This window comes from Chelatococcus daeguensis, from assembly GCF_001887265.1.
Lineage (GTDB): Bacteria > Pseudomonadota > Alphaproteobacteria > Rhizobiales > Beijerinckiaceae > Chelatococcus_A > Chelatococcus_A sambhunathii.
On the sequence record NZ_CP018096.1, the window covers coordinates 154597 to 174226 of the forward strand.

Annotated in this window: 19 protein-coding genes; 4 read left to right on the forward strand and 15 right to left on the reverse strand. The window is 69.2% G+C overall.

The features are described from left to right. The first annotated feature begins 138 nt into the window (after positions 1 to 138). The 3 genes from BOQ54_RS17630 (at position 139) to BOQ54_RS17640 (ending at position 3352) form a co-directional block, all read left to right on the forward strand. Positions 139 to 1167 (forward strand): ABC transporter substrate-binding protein, encoded by a 1029-nt coding sequence (locus tag BOQ54_RS17630; RefSeq protein ID WP_071924617.1) that lies wholly within the window; start codon positions 139 to 141, stop codon positions 1165 to 1167. A 62-nt stretch (positions 1168 to 1229) separates the two neighbouring features. After that, the gene (locus tag BOQ54_RS17635; protein WP_055458974.1) at positions 1230 to 2087 is read left to right on the forward strand and encodes an ABC transporter permease; all 858 of its coding nucleotides are present in this window, start codon (positions 1230 to 1232) and stop codon (positions 2085 to 2087) included. 11 nt (positions 2088 to 2098) lie between these two features. Then, positions 2099 to 3352, forward strand: a complete 1254-nt coding sequence (locus tag BOQ54_RS17640) for a quaternary amine ABC transporter ATP-binding protein (protein WP_071924618.1) — start codon at positions 2099 to 2101, stop codon at positions 3350 to 3352. Between the two features lie 32 nt (positions 3353 to 3384). Here BOQ54_RS17640 and BOQ54_RS17645 read toward each other — a convergent pair whose 3' ends face one another. From BOQ54_RS17645 to BOQ54_RS17695, 11 genes are all read right to left on the reverse strand, one after another. Next, positions 3385 to 4773, reverse strand: coding sequence for an aspartate aminotransferase family protein (locus BOQ54_RS17645; RefSeq protein WP_055458755.1), 1389 nt, complete (start codon positions 4771 to 4773; stop codon positions 3385 to 3387). 14 nt (positions 4774 to 4787) lie between these two features. Continuing rightward, positions 4788 to 6296 carry an NAD-dependent succinate-semialdehyde dehydrogenase gene (locus tag BOQ54_RS17650; protein WP_071924619.1) on the reverse strand — a complete coding sequence of 503 codons (1509 nt, stop codon included), beginning with the start codon at positions 6294 to 6296 and terminating at the stop codon, positions 4788 to 4790. A 129-nt stretch (positions 6297 to 6425) separates the two neighbouring features. Further along, the gene (gene ehuA, locus BOQ54_RS17655; protein WP_071924620.1) at positions 6426 to 7235 is read right to left on the reverse strand and encodes an ectoine/hydroxyectoine ABC transporter ATP-binding protein EhuA; all 810 of its coding nucleotides are present in this window, start codon (positions 7233 to 7235) and stop codon (positions 6426 to 6428) included. After that, on the reverse strand, positions 7232 to 7924 hold the full coding sequence (gene ehuD / locus BOQ54_RS17660) for an ectoine/hydroxyectoine ABC transporter permease subunit EhuD (RefSeq protein ID WP_071924621.1): 693 nt from the start codon (positions 7922 to 7924) through the stop codon (positions 7232 to 7234). Before ehuD ends, ehuA begins: the two co-directional genes overlap by 4 nt. Beyond that, complete coding sequence (gene ehuC, locus BOQ54_RS17665) at positions 7921 to 8586, reverse strand: ectoine/hydroxyectoine ABC transporter permease subunit EhuC (RefSeq protein WP_055458751.1); 666 nt, start codon at positions 8584 to 8586, stop codon at positions 7921 to 7923. Before ehuC ends, ehuD begins: the two co-directional genes overlap by 4 nt. A gap of 81 nt (positions 8587 to 8667) precedes the next feature. Beyond that, complete coding sequence (gene ehuB, locus BOQ54_RS17670) at positions 8668 to 9519, reverse strand: ectoine/hydroxyectoine ABC transporter substrate-binding protein EhuB (RefSeq protein ID WP_055458750.1); 852 nt, start codon at positions 9517 to 9519, stop codon at positions 8668 to 8670. Between the two features lie 119 nt (positions 9520 to 9638). Beyond that, positions 9639 to 10649, reverse strand: a complete 1011-nt coding sequence (gene doeB, locus BOQ54_RS17675; RefSeq protein WP_071924622.1) for a N(2)-acetyl-L-2,4-diaminobutanoate deacetylase DoeB — start codon at positions 10647 to 10649, stop codon at positions 9639 to 9641. 12 nt (positions 10650 to 10661) lie between these two features. After that, positions 10662 to 11843, reverse strand: coding sequence for an ectoine hydrolase DoeA (gene doeA / locus BOQ54_RS17680; protein ID WP_055458748.1), 1182 nt, complete (start codon positions 11841 to 11843; stop codon positions 10662 to 10664). After that, positions 11840 to 12853, reverse strand: coding sequence for an ectoine utilization protein EutC (eutC, locus tag BOQ54_RS17685; protein WP_071924623.1), 1014 nt, complete (start codon positions 12851 to 12853; stop codon positions 11840 to 11842). The genes doeA and eutC overlap by 4 nt, the downstream gene beginning before the upstream one ends. Beyond that, positions 12850 to 13869 carry a hydroxyectoine utilization dehydratase EutB gene (gene eutB / locus BOQ54_RS17690; RefSeq protein WP_071924624.1) on the reverse strand — a complete coding sequence of 340 codons (1020 nt, stop codon included), beginning with the start codon at positions 13867 to 13869 and terminating at the stop codon, positions 12850 to 12852. The genes eutC and eutB overlap by 4 nt, the downstream gene beginning before the upstream one ends. Positions 13870 to 13961: 92 nt before the next feature. Next, positions 13962 to 15428: a PLP-dependent aminotransferase family protein gene (locus BOQ54_RS17695; RefSeq protein ID WP_145979829.1), complete on the reverse strand. Its 1467-nt coding sequence runs from the start codon at positions 15426 to 15428 to the stop codon at positions 13962 to 13964. Positions 15429 to 15486: 58 nt separating this feature from the next. On the opposite strand from BOQ54_RS17695, the gene BOQ54_RS17700 reads away from it, so the two are divergent. Next, positions 15487 to 15966 (forward strand): Lrp/AsnC family transcriptional regulator, encoded by a 480-nt coding sequence (locus tag BOQ54_RS17700; RefSeq protein ID WP_055458972.1) that lies wholly within the window; start codon positions 15487 to 15489, stop codon positions 15964 to 15966. A gap of 7 nt (positions 15967 to 15973) precedes the next feature. Here the strand turns inward: BOQ54_RS17700 and BOQ54_RS17705 are convergent, their stop codons facing one another. From BOQ54_RS17705 to BOQ54_RS17720, 4 genes are read right to left on the reverse strand one after another with little or no spacing between them, the layout of a single operon-like run. After that, positions 15974 to 16303 (reverse strand): cupin domain-containing protein, encoded by a 330-nt coding sequence (locus BOQ54_RS17705; protein ID WP_055458745.1) that lies wholly within the window; start codon positions 16301 to 16303, stop codon positions 15974 to 15976. Between the two features lie 23 nt (positions 16304 to 16326). After that, positions 16327 to 17244, reverse strand: a complete 918-nt coding sequence (locus tag BOQ54_RS17710; protein ID WP_055458744.1) for a DMT family transporter — start codon at positions 17242 to 17244, stop codon at positions 16327 to 16329. Then, complete coding sequence (locus BOQ54_RS17715; RefSeq protein WP_055458743.1) at positions 17241 to 18560, reverse strand: aspartate aminotransferase family protein; 1320 nt, start codon at positions 18558 to 18560, stop codon at positions 17241 to 17243. The genes BOQ54_RS17710 and BOQ54_RS17715 overlap by 4 nt, the downstream gene beginning before the upstream one ends. Next, entirely contained in the window at positions 18557 to 19621 is a 1065-nt protein-coding gene (locus tag BOQ54_RS17720) for a phosphotransferase (protein WP_071924787.1), read from the reverse strand. Before BOQ54_RS17720 ends, BOQ54_RS17715 begins: the two co-directional genes overlap by 4 nt. Positions 19622 to 19630: the final 9 nt, after the last annotated feature.

The window sequence follows — 19630 nt, forward strand, 5'->3', positions numbered from 1 at the left end:
GCCGCATCATACATATGCAGCAATCATCAACTGCGCAGACGCATGTCTGCGCAATGCTTGTTGTATTTGACATCGATTTTCTTGCGCAAGAACAAGAAATATAAAGAATCAAATTCACGGAACCAAGAGGAAGAGCTAATGAAAATCACGAAGACGATCGGCCTTACCGCCGCGATGTCCTTGGCTGCCATCATCGGCGCCGCGGCGCCCGCTGCCGCCCAGAGCTGCGAGGTCGACAGGCCTGTTGTTTTCGGCGATCTCGATTGGGATTCGAACTTCTTTCACAATGCTGTCGCCCGCTTCATCGTGGAGAAGGGATACGGCTGCAAGACCGATTCGATCCCCGGCTCCACCATCCCGCTCTACACGGGTGCGGTGCGCGGCGACGTCGACGTCGTGATGGAGATCTGGTCGAACACGGCGCCAGAGGTGTGGCGCGACGGCGTCAAGGACGGCAAGGCGGTGGAGATCGGCGTCAACTATCCCGACGCCATCCAGGCCTGGTTCGTGCCGCGCTACCTCGTCGAGGGCGAGGACGCCCCCGCCAAGGACCTGAAGTCGGTGTCGGACCTGCCGAAGTTCAAGGAGCTGTTCAAGGATCAGGAGGAGCCGGAGAAGGGCCGCTTCTACAACTGCATCTCCGGCTGGGCCTGCGAGGTCATCAACACGAAGAAGCTCGCCGCCTACGACCTCAACGAAACCTACGTCAATTTCCGCCCCGGCACGGGCGCAGCTCTGATCGCGGCCATCGAGAGCAACATCAAGCGCAAGCGGCCTATCGTCTTCTACTACTGGGGCCCCACCTGGGTGCTCGGCAAGATCGGCGATCAGGTCGTCCAGCTCGAGGAGCCGGCCTATGACGACGCCGTCTGGAACACGCTGATGGAGACGAAGAACGCCGAGGACGTGGAGAAGGCGACCGCCTATCCCCTCACCAAGGTGCTCATCGGCGCCAATGCCGAATTCGCCAAGAAGGCGCCGAACCTGGTCGCCTTCCTCGAGAAGTACGAGACGACGAGCGCGCTCGTCTCCGAAGCCCTCGCCTACATGCAGGACAACGACGGCTCGGCCGAGAAGGCCGCCGAGAACTTCCTGAAGACCCGCGAGGATCTTTGGACGCAGTGGGTGCCGGCAGACATCGCCGAGCGCGTCAAGCAGGCGCTCTGACTGCCCCAGCGCCTCGCCGCCCCCGGCGGTGAGGCGCCCCACCGGACACCTTTGGCATGAACATCTTTCCCGACATCCGCGGGCCGATCGCGGCCGCGACGAACGACCTCGTGGATTTCCTCGTCGTCGATTACGGCGACGCCTTCGAAGCCTTCTCCAACGTCCTCCTCCAGGCGCTGCTCTTCATCGAGCGCGGCCTGCGCGCCCTGCCGCCCTGGGCGATGATCCTGATCATCGCGGCGGTGGCGCTGGCGGCGAGCCGCAAGCCGCTCATGGCCGTCGGCGCCGCCGCCGGGCTGTGGTTCATAGGCGCGCTCGGGATGTGGGACCAGGCGATGCAGACGCTCGCCATCATCCTCGTGTCGGTCTGCTTCTGCATCCTCGTCGGCCTGCCGCTCGGCGTCCTCGCCGCCTCCTCGCGGATGTTCCGCCGCGGGCTCATCCCCGTGCTCGACCTGATGCAGACCATCCCGAGCTTCGTCTATCTCATCCCGGCGGCGATGCTCTTCGGCCTTGGCAAGGTGCCGGCGATCCTCGCCACCGTCATCTATGCCCTGCCGCCGCTCATCCGCCTCACCGATCTCGGCATCCGCGAGGTCGACGGCGAGGTGGTGGAGGCGAGCCGCGCCTTCGGCGCGACGCGCGCCCAGATCCTCACCGGCGTGCAGATTCCCCTGTCCCTGCCCACCATCATGCAGGGCATCAACCAGACCACGATGCTGGCGCTGTCCATGGTCGTCATCGCCTCGATGATCGGCGCGCGCGGCGTCGGCGAGACGGTGCTGCTCGGCCTGCAGCGCAACGATTCCGGCACCGGCCTCGTCGGCGGCATCACCATCGTCATCCTCGCCGTCGTGATCGACCGCATCACCCAGGCCTACGGCCGGCGCCTGCAGCGCCACCGCAGTGCCGAGGCCTGAGAGGAGCCGCCATGCCGCTCATCGAACTCGACCATGTCGTCACCATCTTCGGCAACGATCCCGAAGGAGCCCTCGCGCGCGTGCGCGCCGGGGCCGACAAGAAGGCCCTGCTCGCCGAGACGAACCACGTCCTCGGCCTCGACGACATCACGCTCTCCATCGAGGCGGGCGAGATCTTCGTCGTCATGGGCCTGTCCGGCTCGGGCAAGTCGACGCTGGTGCGCCACATCAACCGGCTGATCGATTCGACCGCCGGGGCGGTGCGCATCGACGGCACGGACATCATGGCCCTGTCGAAGAAGGATCTCATCGCCCTGCGCCGCCGGCGCATCGCCATGGTCTTCCAGCGCTTCGGCCTGCTGCCGCATCGGCGGGTGCTCGAAAACGCGGCCTACGGGCTCGAGATCCGCGGCCTCCCCAGGGCCGAGCGCGAGGCAAGCGCCCGCGACTGGCTGGAGCGCGTCGGCCTCAAGGGCTACGAGGATCGCTATCCCGGGGAGCTGTCGGGCGGCATGCAGCAGCGCGTCGGCCTCGCCCGCGCGCTCGCCGCCGATACCGACATCATCCTCATGGACGAGGCCTTCTCAGCGCTCGACCCGCTCATCCGCAGCGAATTGCAGGACGAGCTCGTCGCCCTGCAGCGCGCCACGGGCAAGACCATCGTCTTCATCACCCACGATCTCGACGAGGCGCTGCGCCTCGCCGACCGCATCGCCATCCTGAAGGACGGGCGGCTCGTGCAGGTGGGCACGCCTACCGACATCCTGCTTTCCCCGGCAGACCCTTACGTCGAGGCCTTCGTGCGCGACGTGAACCGCGCCCGCGCGCTGACCGTCGACAGCCTGATGCAGCCGCCGGCCCTGCGCCTCAGCGAGGAGAGCATCGGCGAGGCGCTCGCCGCCATGCGCCGCACCAAATCCGACGTCGCCTACGTGGTCGACGACGGGCGTTTTGCCGGCGTGGTGACGAAGGAAGGGCTGGAGCGCGCGGCGGTAACGCAGGGCACCGGAGAAGCCGTCGCCGCCGTGGCCGAGGCCCATCCCGCCGTCACCGCCGATACGGCCATCGAGAGCGCCATCCCGACGCTGCTCGAAAGTCCCCATCCGCTGCCGGTCGTCACCGAGGACGGGGAACTTGCCGGCATCGTCCGCCCCGAAAGCGTGAGCGAGGTGCTCGTCAGCGAGCGCACCCAGGCGGATCTCGTCGAGACTGCGACCGCCGGCCAGGCGGTGGGCCGCCGCGCCGATATCGACAGCGCGGCGTGAGCGGAGGCGGGCCGGCGGCCCGCCCCGTCGTTTCACCGCGGCAGCACGGCCTCCACCGCCGCCTTCGCCGCGGCGACGACCACATCCGCCTCCGCGCGCGTCAGGCACAGCGGCGGCGCAAAGCCGAGGATGTCGCCCTGCGGCATGGCGCGGCCGATGACGCCGCGATCGAGAAGCGCTGCCGCGACGCGCGGCCCGACCTTCTCGTCCGCCGCGAAGAAGGCGCGGTCGTGCTTGTCCTTCACGAGCTCGACGGCGGCGAGCAGCCCCTCCCCGCGCACCTCGCCGACATGGGGATGGTCGACGAGCGCCTCCTTGAGGTTCTTCACGAAATAGGCGCCGACCTCCGCCGCATTGGCGACGAGGCCGAGCTCGTCGACGAGCTCAAGATTGGCGACGCCTGCCGCGGCGCAGAGCGGGTGGGCCGAATAGGTCCAGCCGTGGCCGATGGGACCGAATTTGTCCGAGCCCTCCTCGAGCACGCGCCACACCTTCTCCGACACGATGACGCCCGAGAGCGGCGCATAGGCCGAGGTCAGCCCCTTCGCGATGGTGATGAGGTCCGGCCGGATGCCGTAGTGGTCGGAGCCGAACATCGAGCCGAGGCGCCCGAAGCCGGTCACCACCTCGTCGGCGATGAGCAGGATGTCGTACTTGGCGAGCACGGCCTGGATCTTCTCCCAGTAGCCGGCCGGCGGCGGCACGATGCCGCCCGTGCCGAGTACCGGCTCGCCGATGAAGGCCGCCACCGTTTCCGGCCCCTCGGCGAGGATCAGCGCCTCGAGCCTCTCGGCGCACCAGGTCGAGAACTGGTCCTCGCTCATGCTCCGGTCGGGGCGGCGGAAGTAGTACGGCGCCTCGGTGTGCAGCACCGGCGGCAGCGGCAGGTCGAACTGGTTGTGGAAGGCTGCAAGGCCCGTGAGGCTGCCGGTCATCAGGCCGGAGCCGTGATAGCCGCGCCAGCGCGAGATGATCTTCTTCTTCTGAGACCGGCCGAGCACGTTGTTGTAGTACCAGACGAGCTTGACATTGGTCTCGTTGGCATCCGAGCCCGAGAGGCCGAAGAAGACGCGGCCCATGCCCTGCGGCGCGCGGTCGATGATCATCTTGGCGAGGCGGATCGACGGCTCGGAGCCGTGGCCGACATAGGCGTGATAATAGGGCAGCTTCGCCGCCTGCTCGGCGATGGCCTCGGCGATCTTCTCCCGGCCGTAGCCGACATTGACGCAGTAGAGCCCGGCGAAGGCGTCGAGGCTGCGCCGGCCCTGCCGGTCGACGATATGGACGCCCTCGCCGCCGGCGATGATGCGGTTAGGGCTCTCGCCACGAGCGTGCTGGCCCATGTGGGTCGACGGGTGGAAGAAGTGGTCCCGGTCCCAGGCGGTGAGTTCGTTGTCGGGCAGGATGGTCTTGTCGAGCATGGTCGTCTCCGGGATCAAGAAAGGTCGAGGCAGAGGTATTTGAGATCCGTGAAGGCTTCGAGGCCGTGGCGCGAGCCCTCGCGGCCGAGACCGGAGAGCTTGACACCGCCGAAGGGCACGGGCGGGCCGGTAAGCTTGACGCGGTTGACGGCCACCATGCCGTAGTCGAGCGCCCGGCCGAGACGCAGGGCCCGCGCCCCGTCCCGCGTCACCACATAGGCGGCAAGGCCATAGTCGCTGGCATTCGCCCGGACGATCACCTCCGCTTCGTCGTCGAAGGACGTGACGGGGGCGACCGGCGCGAATGTCTCCTCGCGCATGATGGCCGCTTCGTCCGGCACATCGACGAGCACTGTCGGCTGGAAGAACAGCGTGCCGTCCTCCGCCTCCCCGCCCGCGAGGCAGCGCGCCCCGCGCCGCACGGCATCGTCCACATGTGCCTTGGCCTTGGCGACCGCGCGCGCATGCATCAGGGGGCCGATATCGGTCCCGGACGCGAGGCCGGGGCCGACCTTGAGCGTCCTCACCCGGGCGGCGAAGCGCTCGCAGAAGGCCGCGTAGAGGCCGCGCTGGACATAGATGCGGTTGGCGGCGAGGCAGTCCTGCCCCGAGGTGGCGAATTTGGCGTCGATCGCGATGGCAACGGCACGGTCGAGGTCGGCGTCGTCGAAGATGATGAGCGGGGCGTGCCCGCCGAGTTCCAGCACCAGCCGCTTCATGCCGGCGGCGGCCTTCATCGCCACCTGCCGGCCGATCTCGGTCGAGCCGGTGAAGCTCACCGCGCGCACCCGCTCGTCCTCGCAGAAGCGCCCGGCGATGGTGGCCGCATCGCCCGTCACGATGTTGAAGACGCCCCCGGGCAGGCCGGCCCGCTCGCCGAGCTCGGCGAGCGCCAGCGCCGACAAGGGCGTGTAGGAGGAGGGATGGGCGACCACAGTGCAGCCGGCGGCGAGCGCTGCGGCCGCCTTGCGCGTCAGCATGGCGGAGGGGAAGTTCCACGGCGTCAGCAACGCGGCGACGCCGACCGGCTCGCGCCGCACCATCATCTCCGCGTGGGCCAGATGGCTGGTAACGCCCTCGACATTCACCCGCACGGCCTCTTCCGCATACCAGGCGACGAAGGAGGCGGCATAGTCGATCTCGCCGCGGGCCTCGGCGAGAGGCTTGCCCTGCTCCATCACCATGATGACGGCGAGGTCCTCGCGCGCCGCCATGATGAGGTCGTACCAGGTTCCGAGCCGCGCCGCCCGCTCCTGCGGCAGCAGCGCTCGCCAGGCGGGGAAGGCGCGATGCGCCGCCGCAACGGCCGCATCGGCGGCATCGGCCCCGAGCGCCGCAACACGGGCGACGAGCGTGCCGTCGGCGGGATCGTTCACATCGAAGACGGCACCGTCGGGCGCCGCCGTCCAGCGCCCGTCGACATAGCCGAGCGTGCGCATGAGTCGCGGGTCCTTCAGGCGGCCATAGCCCGGGTGGTGCTGGGGGTGCTGCTCGGCATGAGCCGTCGCGGCATGGGCGTTCATGGGTTCTCCTCCGGCGAAGTCCTTCACCGCGAGGCTAGCCGCGGCGACGCCGAGACTTGGTCCTTTCTCGCCTCCCGCCGCCGACGAAGTTTCGGTATTTCGGCCCGAGGGCGAAAAATTTTCGCCACCTCAGCCGAGCACCGACTGCAGGAACTCGCGCGTGCGCGGCTCGGCCGGGGCCGTGAAGATGCGCTCGGGCTCGCCCTCCTCGACGATGCGGCCCTTGTCGAAGAAGCAGACCCGGTCCGACACCTCGCGCGCGAAGCGCATCTCGTGCGTGACGAGCAGCATGGTGAGGTCGTGCTCGCTGGCGAGGTTGCGGATGACGCCGAGCACCTCGCCGACGAGCTGCGGGTCGAGCGCCGAGGTCGGCTCGTCGAACAGCAGCACGCGCGGGCGCATGGCGAGCGCGCGGGCGATCGCGACGCGCTGCTGCTGCCCGCCGGAGAGCTGAGCGGGATAATGGTCCTTCTTGTCGGCGAGGCCGACCATGCGCAGCAGGTCGATGGCACGGCACTCGGCCTCGGCACGCGACAGGCCGAGCACGGCGACCGGCGCCTCGGTGACGTTGCGCAGCACGCTCATGTGCGGGAAGAGATTGAAGCTCTGGAACACCATGCCGACGTGGCTGCGGATCTGGTGCAGGTGCCGGTCGCTGGCGCGGAAGGGGCCCTTGCCGTGCGGTTCGTGATAGGGAATGCCGGCGAGCGTCAGCTGCCCTTCCTGGAACGGCTCCAGCGTCATGAGAATGCGCAGCACCGTCGACTTGCCCGAGCCCGAGGGGCCGATGAGCGTCACCTTCTCGCCCGGCGCGACGGCGAAGTTGAAGTCGTCGAGCACGGTGAGCCCGCCGAAGCGCTTGGTGACACCCCGGAACTCGATGACGGGAGTGGCGGCGGCGCTCGCCGCATCCGGCTGTTGTGCAAGGACCTTGTTCATCGCAGCGGTATCCCGGCTTTCGGCAGCACCTTCTCAAGTCGATGGATGCCGGCCGAGCAGATGAGGGTAAGCAGAAGGAAGATGATGCCGACCATCGACAGGGGCACGAGATATTCGAAGGTGCGCTCGCCGATCATGTTGGCGAGGCCGAGCATCTCGAGCACGGTAACGACGGAGAGCACGGGCGTCTCCTTGAGCATGGCGACGAGGTAGTTTCCCATGGTGGGGACGATGCGCGGCACCATCTGCGGGATGACGATGTCGCGATAGGTCTGCCAGCGCGTCATGTTGAGCGCCGTCGCCGCCTCCCATTGCCCGCGCGGGATGGCCTCGATGCCGCCGCGATAGACCTCGGACGTATAGGCGGAATATTGCAGGCCGAGCGCGATGACGCCGGTGAGGAAGGCCGGCAGCGTGATGCCGTAGTCGGGCAGCACGTAGTAGAGGAAGAAGAGCTGCACCAGAAGCGGCGTGTCGCGCAGGAACTCGACGACGAAGGCCGTCGTCAGGGCCACCGCCTTGATGCGGCTGCGGCGCAGGAGCGCGAAGGCGAGGCCGAGCACGAGGGCGAGCGCGAAGCCGGCCGCCGCCGCCTGCAGCGTTACGGTGAGGCCGATCAGCAGGATCGGCAGGATGGACGCCGCATAGGTGAGCGGTGTCGTGAGGTCCCAGGCGTAACCGTACATCATGCGTGCGCCGCCCTCGGAAAGGCCGCCCCGCGCCGCACCATCCGCTCGATGAGCCGCATGGCGAGCATGAGCACCAGCGACATCAGGAAGTAGCCGACGAGCGTCAGCGTGTAGACGGTGGCGCTGTCGAGGGTGATGTTGCGGATGGACTGAGCGCGGAAGGTCAGGTCCGCGATGGAGATGAGCGAAACGAGCGAGGAGAGCTTCAGCGTCTCGATGGCGAGATTGCCGAAGGCCGGCATCATCTCGACGATGGCCTGCGGCAGGCAGATGCGCACAAGCGTGTGCACGCGCCCGAAATTGAGCGCACGCGCTGCCTCGCGCTGTGCCACCGGCACGGCGCTGAGCGCCCCGCGCACAATCTCCGAGCCATAGGCGCCGACGTGGAGCGACAGGCCGACGATGCCCGTCGTCACCGGATCGAAGGATAGGCCGACCAGCGGCAGGGCGTAATAGAGCCAGAAGAGCTGCACGAGCAGGGAGGTGCCGCGAAACACCTCGGTGTAGCACAGCGCGAGCGTCGAGACGGCGCGCCCGCCCTCGACGCGGGCGATGCCGGCGGCAAAGGCGAGCGCCGCCCCGATGGCGATGGAGGCCAGCGTGATCCATGCGGTCACGAGGGCGCCCTGCGCCAGGGATGGCAGATAGGTGAGCCAGTCCATCACGGCCCTCCCGGTCGGACATCGTGGACGGGAATGTCGCGTCCGGCCCGCCCGGACGCGACGCTGCGCTCTAGCCGAGGCTCACTTGCCGGCGCACAAGTCGGCGACGTTCTTCTCGGACGCCGCCTTGATGCTCTCCTCGCTGAGGCCGTAGGAGGCGAGGATCTTCTTGTACTCGTCCGTCTTGCGGAACGCGACGAGCTCCTTGTTGAAGGCGTCGTGAAGATCCTTGTCCTCGGGACGGAAGGCGAAGCCGCCGTAGTTGCGCACCGGCTTGTTGTCGACGACCGGGTCGGTAAAGGGCTTCACCTGCTCGACCGCCCCCTGGCCCTTGGCGAGGTTGGCGACGGTGAGCTCGGTCGCCGCATAGGCATCGGTGCGGCTCTGCACGGTGGCGAGCGCATCGGCATTGGCCGTGATGAACACCACCTGCTCGTCCTTGACGCCGACGGCACGCAGGAAGTCGATGTTGTTGGCGCCGGAGACGACGGCCACCTTCAGCGACGGGTCCTTGGCGATGTCGGCGTAGGTCGTCAGGCCCTTGGGGTTGCCCTTCTTGACGAGCAGGCCCTCGCCGTAGCTCGAGTTCGGCTCCGTGAAGGCCACCTGCTTGCAGCGCTCGGGCGAGATGTTCTGCTCGGCCGCGACGAAGTCATAGCGGTTGGCCTTGAGGCCGGGGATGAGGGTGCCGAAGGGCGTCACCGTCCAGTTGATCTCGGTGATGCCCATGCGCTTCAGCACGGCGATGGCGACTTCTGGCCCGATGCCGGCGGCGGCGCCGTCGGGGGTCATGTAGCCGTAGGGCACCTCGTTGGCAGTGGCGGCGCGGATGTAACCCTGAGACTTGATGTCATCGAGGCTCGCGGCCTGCGCGGTGCCAAGGCCGAGAACGAGAGCAACAGCGGCGGCACCGGTGGCAAGAGACAGTTTCATCGATCTTCTCCTCTGGTCTTCAATCATCCGCATGCCGATTGGTTCGGCTTTCGGCGCTGCCGCCGGCGGAAATGGCTTGGCCGCCCTGAAGCCGCAAGGGCTTCAGGGCGGCGAACGGGTCAGGGCGCCTCCTCGAGCGTTGCGGTGACGAAGAGGCAGTCGCCCGGCTTGACGAGGCCGGGGAAATGCCGCGCGGCGAGGATGCCGCCGTGCTTCGCGCGCATCGCGAGGGGGGCGAGCCCCGTGCGCGCGATGGGGTGGATCAGCGCGACCACCTCCCCTTCCGAAACCTCCTCGCCCAAGTCCCTCGCGAAGGCGACGAGGCCCGCCTCCTCGGCGAAGACAAAGCAGTCGTCCGACGGCATGTCGAGGAAGCGGCTCGCGGCCGGCTCGGGCTGTCCGGCGAGGATGCCGGCGTGCCGCAGCACGTTGGCGACGCCGCGCCGGGCGATGGCGATGGTGCGCGCGCTCGCGGTACCGCCACCGCCGAGCTCGGTGGTAACGAAGACCTTCCCCATCTCCTCGACGGTCGTGTCGTACATGCCGACCGCGTCGATCTCGCGCATGCGCATCGAATAGGGAGCGCCGAAAGCGGCCACCGCCGCGAAGCAGCGCGCCTCCTGCACCTTGTCGGGCAGTTCGTGCGCGGCCGCATAGGGCACGAAATCGAGCGTGCGTCCGCCGGAGTGGAAATCGAGCACGATATCGGCGAGCGGCACCAGATGGCGGGTGAAGTAGTCGGCGATCTTCTCCGTCACCGTGCCGTCGGGCCGGCCGGGGAAGGAGCGGTTGAGATTGCCGCGGTCGATGGGCGAGGTGCGCGTACCGGCCGCAAAGGCCGGGTAGTTCATGGCCGGCACGATGATGACACGCCCGCTCACCGCCTCCGGCGTGAGGCGCTGCGCGAGGTCGAAGAGCGCCGCCGGCCCCTCGTATTCGTCGCCGTGATTGCCGCCGGTGAGGAGCGCCGTCGGCCCTTCGCCGCCCACGACGACGGTGATCGGAATCATCACGGAGCCCCAGGCGCTGTCGTCGCGGCTGTAGGGCAGGCGCAGGTGTCCGTGCCGCACGCCGGGAGCGGCAAGGTCGACGGTCGGCACGACCGGTGAGGGGCGCGAAGCAGGGTTCATGAGCACGGGTCTTCAGTCCCTGACGAAGAGCTGGCGCGGCACGTTCGACAGGCACGCGACGCCGTCGTCGGTGATGACGATGCTCTCGGTGATCTCGAGGCCCATGTCATCGAGCCACAGCCCTGTCATGAAGTGGAAGGTCATGCCCGGCTCCAGCACCGTGCGGTCGCCGGGCCTGAGGCTCATGGTGCGCTCGCCCCAGTCGGGCGGATAGCTGAGGCCGATGGGATAGCCGGTGCGGTTGTCCTTGACGATGCCGTAGCGTCGGAGCACCGCGAAGAAGGCATTGGCGATGTCCTCGCAGGTGTTGCCGGGTTTCGCCGCGGCAAGCCCCGCCTCCATGCCCTCGAGCGTCGCCTTCTCCGCATCGAGGAAGGCCTCAGTCGGCTTGCCGAGGAAGACAGTGCGCGACAGGGGGCAGTGATAGCGCCTGTAGCAGCCGGCAATCTCGAAGAAGGTGCCCTCGCCCGCGCGCATCGGCGCGTCGTCCCAGGTCAGGTGCGGAGCGGAGGCATCGGCGCCCGAGGGCAGGAGCGGCACGATGGCGGGATAGTCGCCGCCGTAGCCGTCTGCGCCGCGAATGCCGGCGTCGTAGATCTCGGCGACGAGGTCGCTCTTGCGCAGGCCGGGCTTCACGACCTCGAGGATGCGCGCGTGCATCTTCTCGACGATGCGGCCAGCCTTGCGCATGTAGTCAAGCTCGGTCGGGCTCTTCACTGCGCGCTGCCAGTTGACGAGCGCCGTCGCATCCTTGAAGCGCGCGTTCGGCAGGTGCCTCTGCAGCGAGGCATAGGCAGCGGCGCTGAAATAGTAATTGTCCATCTCGACGCCGACGACGGCATTGCCCCAGCCGCGATCGGTGATGATCTCAGACAGCAGATCCATCGGATGCCGCTCGGTGGACTGCACGTAGTGGTCCGGATAGGCGAGGATGTTGTCATTGCCGATCCAGGCCGTGCGCCTGGCGCCATTGGCATCCTGCGTGCGGCCGTACCAGACCGGCTCGCCGTCGCCGGCAACGAGCACGCACTGGTGCACGTAGAAGGACCAGCCGTCGTAGCCCGTCAGCCAGTGCATGTTGGACGGGTCGGTGACGATCAGGAGATCGATGCCCGCCTTCTCCATCGCCGCCCGCGTCTTGGCGAGGCGCGCGGCATATTCCTCCCGCGAGAAGTTGAGTGTGGCTGCGCTCACGCGTCCGCTCCCGTCCCTGTCGTTGTGTCGAAGGCCATGCCGGCATCCGCCTCCACCGCGCGGCGGTGGGCGAGGATGGCGATAGCCGTGTCCTGCACGCCCGTGCCCGTCAGGTCGCACAAAGTGATCTCGTCCTCGCTCTGCCGGCCCGGAACCAGGCCCGCGACGACGGCGCCGAGCTCGGCAAAGATCGCCTCGTCGGCGACGACGCCGGCGGCGATGGCATGGTGAAGTTCGCCGAGCCGGCGCGTCTGCTTCAGGCTGTCGGCGACATAGGTGGCCCGGCCGAAGACCACCGGGTCGATCTCGTTCTTGTGCTCGGCGTCCGAACCCATGGCCGTGACATGCTGGCCGGCGCAAAGCCAGGCCGCCTGGAGGATCGGCGTCTCGGCCGGCGTCGTGGTGACGATCACATCGGCGCCGGTCACGGCGCTCTCGGGATCCACCATAGCCGTCACGGCGATGCCGAGCTTGTCGGCCATGGCTGCCGCCGTCTCGCGCGCCTTCTCCGCGTCCCGCGCCCAGATGCGCGCCTCGGCGATCGGCCTTACCAGCGTCAGCGCCTCGAGCTGCAGGCGCGCCTGCACGCCGGCGCCGAGGATGGCGGCGACGCGCGCATCGGGCCGGGCGAGGTGTGTGGCCGCCACCGCGCCGGCTGCAGCCGTGCGCACGTCGGTCAGATAGCCGTTGTCGAGGAACAGCGCCTCGACGAGCCCGGTATGGGCGGAGAAGAGCATCATGAGCCCGTTGAGGCTCGGCAGGCCGATCTTCGGATTGTCGAAGAAGCCGGGGCTCACCTTGATGGCGAAGCTGCCGAGACCGGGCACGTAGGCGCTCTTCACGTCCACCTCCCCGCGGTGTTCGGGGATATCGATGCGCATGATCGGCGGCATCGCCACCGCCTTCGTCGCGAGCGCGGCGAAGGCCCCCCCCACCGCGTCGACGGCGCTCCTGTCGAGGGCGACGATGCGGCGCAGCTCGGCCTCGCCGAGGATCAGCATGCGGCTCATGCGGCATCTCCTTGCGCGACGATGGCGCGATGGCGCTCCGGATCGATGTTGCGCCCCGTGACGAGCGCGACGACCGGGCCGTCAGCCGCGATCCGGCCGGCGAGGATGGCGGCGACCCCGACCGCACCCGCGCCCTCCACCACCTCGCCCTCCGCGTGGAAGGCGTGGCGGATGCCGGCGGCGATCTCCGCCTCGTCGATGAGCACGACATCGTCGAGCAGCGCCTGGCACATGGCGAAGGTGTAGCGGTTGGCAAGCCCGATGCCGCCGCCGAGGGAATCGGCCAGCGTCTCCACCTCCTCCACGGCGACGGGCCGGCCGGCCGCGAGGCTCGCCTGCATGGCCGCGCCGCGCGCCATGGAGATGCCGATCACGCGCACGGACGGCTTCACGCCCTTGACCGCCGCCGCAACGCCCGCCGCGAGCCCGCCGCCGGAGAGCGGCACGAGCAGTGTGGCAAGCTCCGGCAGCTCCTCCACCACCTCGAGGCCGAGGGTGCCCTGGCCCGCGATGACGTCCGGATGATCGAAGGGCGGGATGGCCGTCAGCCCCTCCTCGCGCACGAGGCGATCGACCTCGACCTGGGCGTCGTCCTGCGAGCGGCCGACGATGCGCACCTCGGCGCCGAGCGCCCGCACGGCCTCAACCTTGTTGGCCGGCACGAGGGCCGAGAGGCAGACGACAACGCGGATACCGAGCGCCTTCGCCGCATGGGCGAGCGCGCGGCCGTGGTTGCCGGTCGAGGCCGTGGCGACGCCGCGCCGACGCGCATCATCACCAAGCGCAAGGAGCGCGTTGGTGGCGCCGCGCAACTTGAAGCTGCCGGTTTCCTGCCGGCTGTCGAGCTTGAGGAAGACGGGCGCGCCCAGCCGCCGCGTCAGGCTCGGCGAATGCGCCAGCGGCGTCGCCACCACCTTCCCTGCAAGCGCGCCCCGCGCGTGCCGGATAGCGGCGAGGCCGACCGGCAGAGCGTCGATGGGTGGCGCGTCGATTGACCTGGACCCGACAGATGACATGGGGGAAGGCAGCTCCCGTCACTGGTTCGGGAGCATGCTCGGACCGCGCATGTATCATGTCAATCAAAACATTAAATCATTACAATTTTTCGTCAGGCGATGGCATCGACATCGTAGATCGGCGGCAATTGGGCAAAGGTATCGCGTACCGCCTCCAGCGTCTCGCGCAGGGCCGCGTGCGACAGCCGTCCGCCGAGGCAGATGCGGATGCCGCCCGCCGGCCGCTCCTCACCGGCAACAAAGGGATCGGAAGGCGTCACCGCGATGCCGCGGCGCGCCAGCTGGCGCACGAGCCCCTCCTCGCTCCAGTGCGGCGGCACGGCGAGCCAGGCGCTGAGCGAGAGCGGATGGCTGCCGGCCACATAGGCGCCGAGTACATCGGCGACGATTGCCTGACGCGCCCGGGCCTCGGCCCGTTGCAGGACCACGAGTTCGTCCGCCGTGCCATCCTCCACCCAGCGCGTCGCGATCTCCGCCGCAAGGTTGGTGGCGCTCCAGCTCGTCACGCGCAGGATGCTGGCAACGCGGATGGCATATTGCGGCGGCACCACGAGATAGCCCACGCGCAGCCCCGTCAGCACCGACTTGGTGAAGCTGGTGACGAAAAAGGCAAGGTCCGGCAGGAGTTCGGCATAAGCCGGCAACGGCTCGGCGACCAGCGGCTTGTAGACCTCGTCCTCGATGACGAAGACGCCATGCCGGCGCGCCACCTCGGCGATCTGCCGGCGCCGCTCGGCTCCGGCCACGTGGCTCGTCGGATTGCCGAGGGTGGGCACCATGACGAGCGCGGCGACGTCCCCGCTGCGGCAGGCGGCCTCGAAGGCCTCCACCAGCACGCCTTCCCCGTCGGTCGGCAGGCCGCGCAAGGTGAAGCCGAGCACGTTGGCAAGGCCGATGATGCCGTGGTCGGTCAGGCTCTCCGTCAGCACCACGTCGCCGCGCCGCACCACGGCGGCGACGGCCAGGAAGAGGCCGTGCGCCGCGCCGTTGGTGATGAGGATGCGGTTGCGGTCGGTGCTGACGCCAAGCCGCGCCACCCATTGCTGGCCGGCGGCGCGGTGCGCATCAAGCCCGGCGATCGGTCGGCACGGGCGCATGAAGGCGCTGTTGTCCGCCTCGGCGAGCGCGGTCATCATGGCCCGCGAGGCGCGCTCGTGCGCCTCCGTATAGACGGCGCGGATGATGGACAGGTCCGCCTTGTCGCCCGGGCTGCGGTCGAGCATGAAGCGGTCGGCCTGCTCGGTGATGCGGCTGCGCACGAAGGTGCCGCGCCCCACCTCGCCGCTCAGGTAGCCGAGCCGCTCCGCCTCCTTGTAGCTGATGCTGACCGTCTGCACGGAGACGCCGATGCGGCGGGCGAGCTCTCGGTGCGTCGGCATGCGCGCCCGCGGCGGCAGGAGGCCCGCCTCGATATCGGCGATGATCGCCTCGGTGAGCAGTTTGTGCTTGGTCGCGCCGGGCCGGCGCGGCAGCAGCGGATGCCATCCCCCGGCCGATCCGGATGCCGCCTCTCCATGGCCCGCCTCGCCGCCGGCGTCAATTTCGATGTGTCGCACCATGGATTGACCCGCTACAATGCCGCTTCGGCATCATTACAATATCCGGCTGCGGGACGCGATGGCAAAACTCGACAGGATCGACCTCAACATCCTTTCCGTGCTGCAGCGCGACGGGCGCATCACGAAGCTGAAGCTCGCCGAGGCGGTCAACCTGTCGCCGACCGCCTGCTGGGAGCGGCTGAAGCGGCTCGAGGAGATCGGTCTCATCCGCGGCTACGAGGCGCGGCTCGATCTCGAACGCATCGGCCGCTTTACGACCGTGCTCGTCGAGGTGACGCTGCGCAGCCACGCGCAGGCTGACTTCCGGCGCTTCGAGGATGCGATCGCCCGCGAGCCGCAGATCGTCGCCTGCGACGCCACGGGCGGCGGCGTCGACTACATCATGCGCGTCATGACGCGCGACATCGACAGCTACCAGCGCCTCATCGACCGGCTGCTGACGGCCGAAATCGGCATCGAGCGCTATTTCACCTATGTGGTGACCAAGACGATCAAGGCCGCCCCGCCGAGCGTCGCGGAGATCGCGGCGGCCACGTAAGGCGCGATCAGCCCTGGCCGGGCGTGCCTGCGAAAGCCGCCGGGTTCTTCACCTCGATCTCGATGAAGGACAGCGGATGGTCGGAGCCGTTCATCACGTCGTGCTCGACGCCCGCCTGGCGCATGTAGGACTGGCCTGCGACGAGGTGGTTGTCGTGGACCTGCTTGCCGTCGTGGATGCGCAGGATGCCGTCCGTCAGCAGCACGACGAAATAGGGCCAGCCGTGGCTGTGCCAGCCGGTCACTGCGCCCGGCGCGAAATCCCAGCGCGTGATGCGAATGTTGGCGTCGTCGACCTGCACGGTGGGAACGGCGGGGACGGTGCATTGGAAAGCCATCGGATCACCTCACGGGACACGTTTCAGGACAGGCGCGGACGGGGCAGCACCGCTGCCGCCGCGGCGACGAGGAGGGCAAGGCCGAGCCAGTCGGTGACGGCCGGCCGCTCGCCGATGAGGAGCATGGAGCCGAGGACGCCGACGACGGGAACGAGCAAAGTGCCGAGGCTCATCGTGCCGGCCGGCACGCGCGCCAGCGCCGCAAACCAGACGAGATAGGCGAGCGCCTGCGCAAGGAGCACGTGATAGGCGAGCGCCGCGAGCACCTTCGGCCCTGGCAGGACGGGCGCCGGCAGTCCCTCGAAGGCGAGCATGCCGGCCGCCGCCGCGGCGGCGCCGATGAGGAGCTGCCAGCCGGCGATGACGAGGGCGGAGGCGGGAACGGGATGGCGCTTGCCGATGACGGTGCCGAGCGCCCAGGCCATGCCGGCACCGAGCGCCAGCAGGAGGCCGTAGGACCAGGCGCCGGCGAGGACGAGCGGCACGCCGAGCGCCGCAAGGCCGAGGACACCGAGCACAAGGCCCGCGCGCTTGCGCCCGTCGAGGCGCTCGCCGAGGAGCAGCCGGGCGAAGAGCGCGGCCCACAGCGGCATGGTGAAGGTCAGGATCGCCGCGCGCGAGGTCGGCGCCGCGAGCTGCGCGAAAGCGAGCAGGATGTTGAAGGCGGCGATCGAGAGAAGGCCGGTCAGGACGAGCACCGGCACCGCCCGCGCCGGCACCAGGAGCGGCAGGCCGCGCATCCGGGCGACGCCCATCAGCACCGCCCCGCCGAGCGAGAGGCCGATGGTGCGCAGCGTCCACGGCGCGATCTCATCGAGCGCGATGCGCACCGCCGGCCAGTTGAGGCCCCACAGCAGCGCGAGCAGCAGCACGGCCCCGATATGCCGCCCTTCGAGCGCGACGGGAGCGGGTGTGCCGGAGGCGGCGTCCGCGGTGCTCATTGGGCCAGGCCGCCGAGCACCTCGTCGACAGCGGCGAGGAAGAGGTCCGCATCGGCCTCGGAGAACACGAGCGGCGGGCGAATCTTGAGGACATTGCCGGCGGGACCGGCGGCGCTGATGAGGATGCGCCGCTCCCTCAGGCCATTGACGAGACGCGCGGCGATATCGCCCGCTGGCGCACGGCTCGCCCGGTCGCGCACCAGCTCGACGCCGACGAACAGCCCCGCGCCGCGCACATCGCCGATCACCTCGTGGCGCTGGGCGAGGCTGTCGAGCCCCCCCTTGAGATGGGCACCGACGCGCCGCGCATTGTCGAGGAGGCCCTCCTTCTCGATGACGTCGAGCACCGCCATGCCCGCTGCGCAGGAGACGGGATTGCCGCCGAAGGTGTTGAAGTAGCGCACCGTGCGGCCGAAGGTCTCCACCACCTCCGGGCGCACGACGAGCCCGGCGATCGGGTGGCCATTGCCCATGGGCTTGCCGAGGCTGACCATGTCCGGCGTGATGCCGTGGCGGGCAAAGCCCCACATGTGCGAGCCCGTGCGGCCGAAGCCCGGCTGCACCTCGTCGGCGATGAAGACGCCGCCGGCCCGGCGGATCGCCTCCACCGCCGGCGCGAGGAAGCCGGCGGGATCGGGAAAGATGCCGTCGCTCGAGAAGATGGTGTCGACGATGAGGCCGGCCGGGCGGATGCCCGCCCGCTTCATGTCGGCGATCGCCGCCTCGACATCCTGCGCGAAGCGGGCACCGACGTCGCCTTCCGTGCGATAGCTGTCGGGTGCCGGCACGGTGCGCACCGCCTCGCCGAGCGGCGCGCCTTCGCCGAGCGACGGCGACATGCCGGCGAGCGTGCCGGTGACCCCGTGATAGGCGAAGCGGGTGACGATGAAGCCGGTGCCGCCGGTGTGGGCGCGGGCGATGCGCAGGGCAAGGTCATTGGCTTCGCTGCCCGTGCAGGTGAACATCACATGCGCGAGCGCGGGCGGAAAGCAGGCGAGGAGGCGCTCGGCATAGTCGAGCACGAGGTCGTTGAGATAGCGCGTATGCGTGTTGAGCACCGCCGCCTGGCGGGCGATCGCCTCCACCACGTGCGGATGGCTGTGCCCGACGCAGGCGACGTTGTTGTAGACGTCGAGATAGGTGTTGCCGTTCGGGTCGTAGAGCCGCGCCCCCTCCCCGCGCACCACATGCACGGGGTTCTCGTAGAACAGGCGGTAGGCGGGTCCCAGCAGCCGCTGGCGGCGGGCGATCATCTGCCGCTCGCGTTCCGGCACCGCTCCGGCGCCGGCGGGATCGTAGGCATTGATCATGGTCATGGGCTGTCTCCCCTCGCAGCGGCGGCCAGGAAGGCCCGGGCCTCGTCGCGCGTGAGCGCGGCAAGGCGCTCAAGGCCGGCCCAGGCGGCGGCGTTGTTGCGCAGGATATAGGCGGCGTTATCCGGATAGCGCGCCGCACGCCAGCCGCCGATGGCGACGATGAGTACGAGCCGCGTGGCGATGAGATCGAACAGCACCGCTAACTCTTCTGCCTCAAGGGCCATGCCTTGCGCAAAGCCCGCCACCACATCGGCGGCACCGGCGAGCGGATGACCCTCGTCGAGCAATTGGTAGGCGGCGGCGACGGCGAGCTCCTGCACCAGCGGCGCCCGCACCATGTCGCCGAAGTCGATGAGGCCCGACACCACCTCAGGCGCGTCGCGCGCCACGAGGAGGTTGTGCGGATTGGCGTCGTTGTGGATCACCTGCCGGCGCAGGCCGGGCAGCGCCGGCAGGGCGTGCTCCTCGAAGGCGTCGAGGAAGCGCCGAGGCAGGCCATGGTCTCGCCCCGGCGGCAGGTGGGGGAAGAGCTCGCGCACCTTCGCCGCCTGCTGCAGGTCCCACAGCAGGGCGTGGTCGGCCGCCGGATGCGTAAAGTCGCCGAGCGCGGCGTCGAGCCGGACCAGGAGCGCGCCGATCGCCCGTCGCTGGGCCGGGCTGCACGGTGCCTCGGGCAGCGGCAGGCCGTCGAGATAGGAGAGGATGCGCAGGACGCGCGCCCCGGACGGCCCGGGGATGTCCACCATGAGGGCGCCGTCGCGCGCCGGCACCGGCTGCGGCAGGGGCAGGCGCGGATCGCGCGAGCGCGCATGCTGCAGCGCGCGGGTCTGGAAATCGATGACCGCGCGCTCCTCCGCCGGGTTGCCGAGCTTGAGCACGAAGCGCCGGCCGTCCGCATCGGTGACCAGGAAATTGCTGTCGCGCTCGCCGGTGAGCGGCCGGGCGGTGACGGCGAGGCCGAAATGCGCGCGCGCCAGCCGCTCCGCCTCGGCTGCGTCGAGCGGCGGCACGCCGGTGGCCAGGAGATTGCCGGCCGGCGGCCGGGTGCGAGGGCTCGTCATCATCCTCTT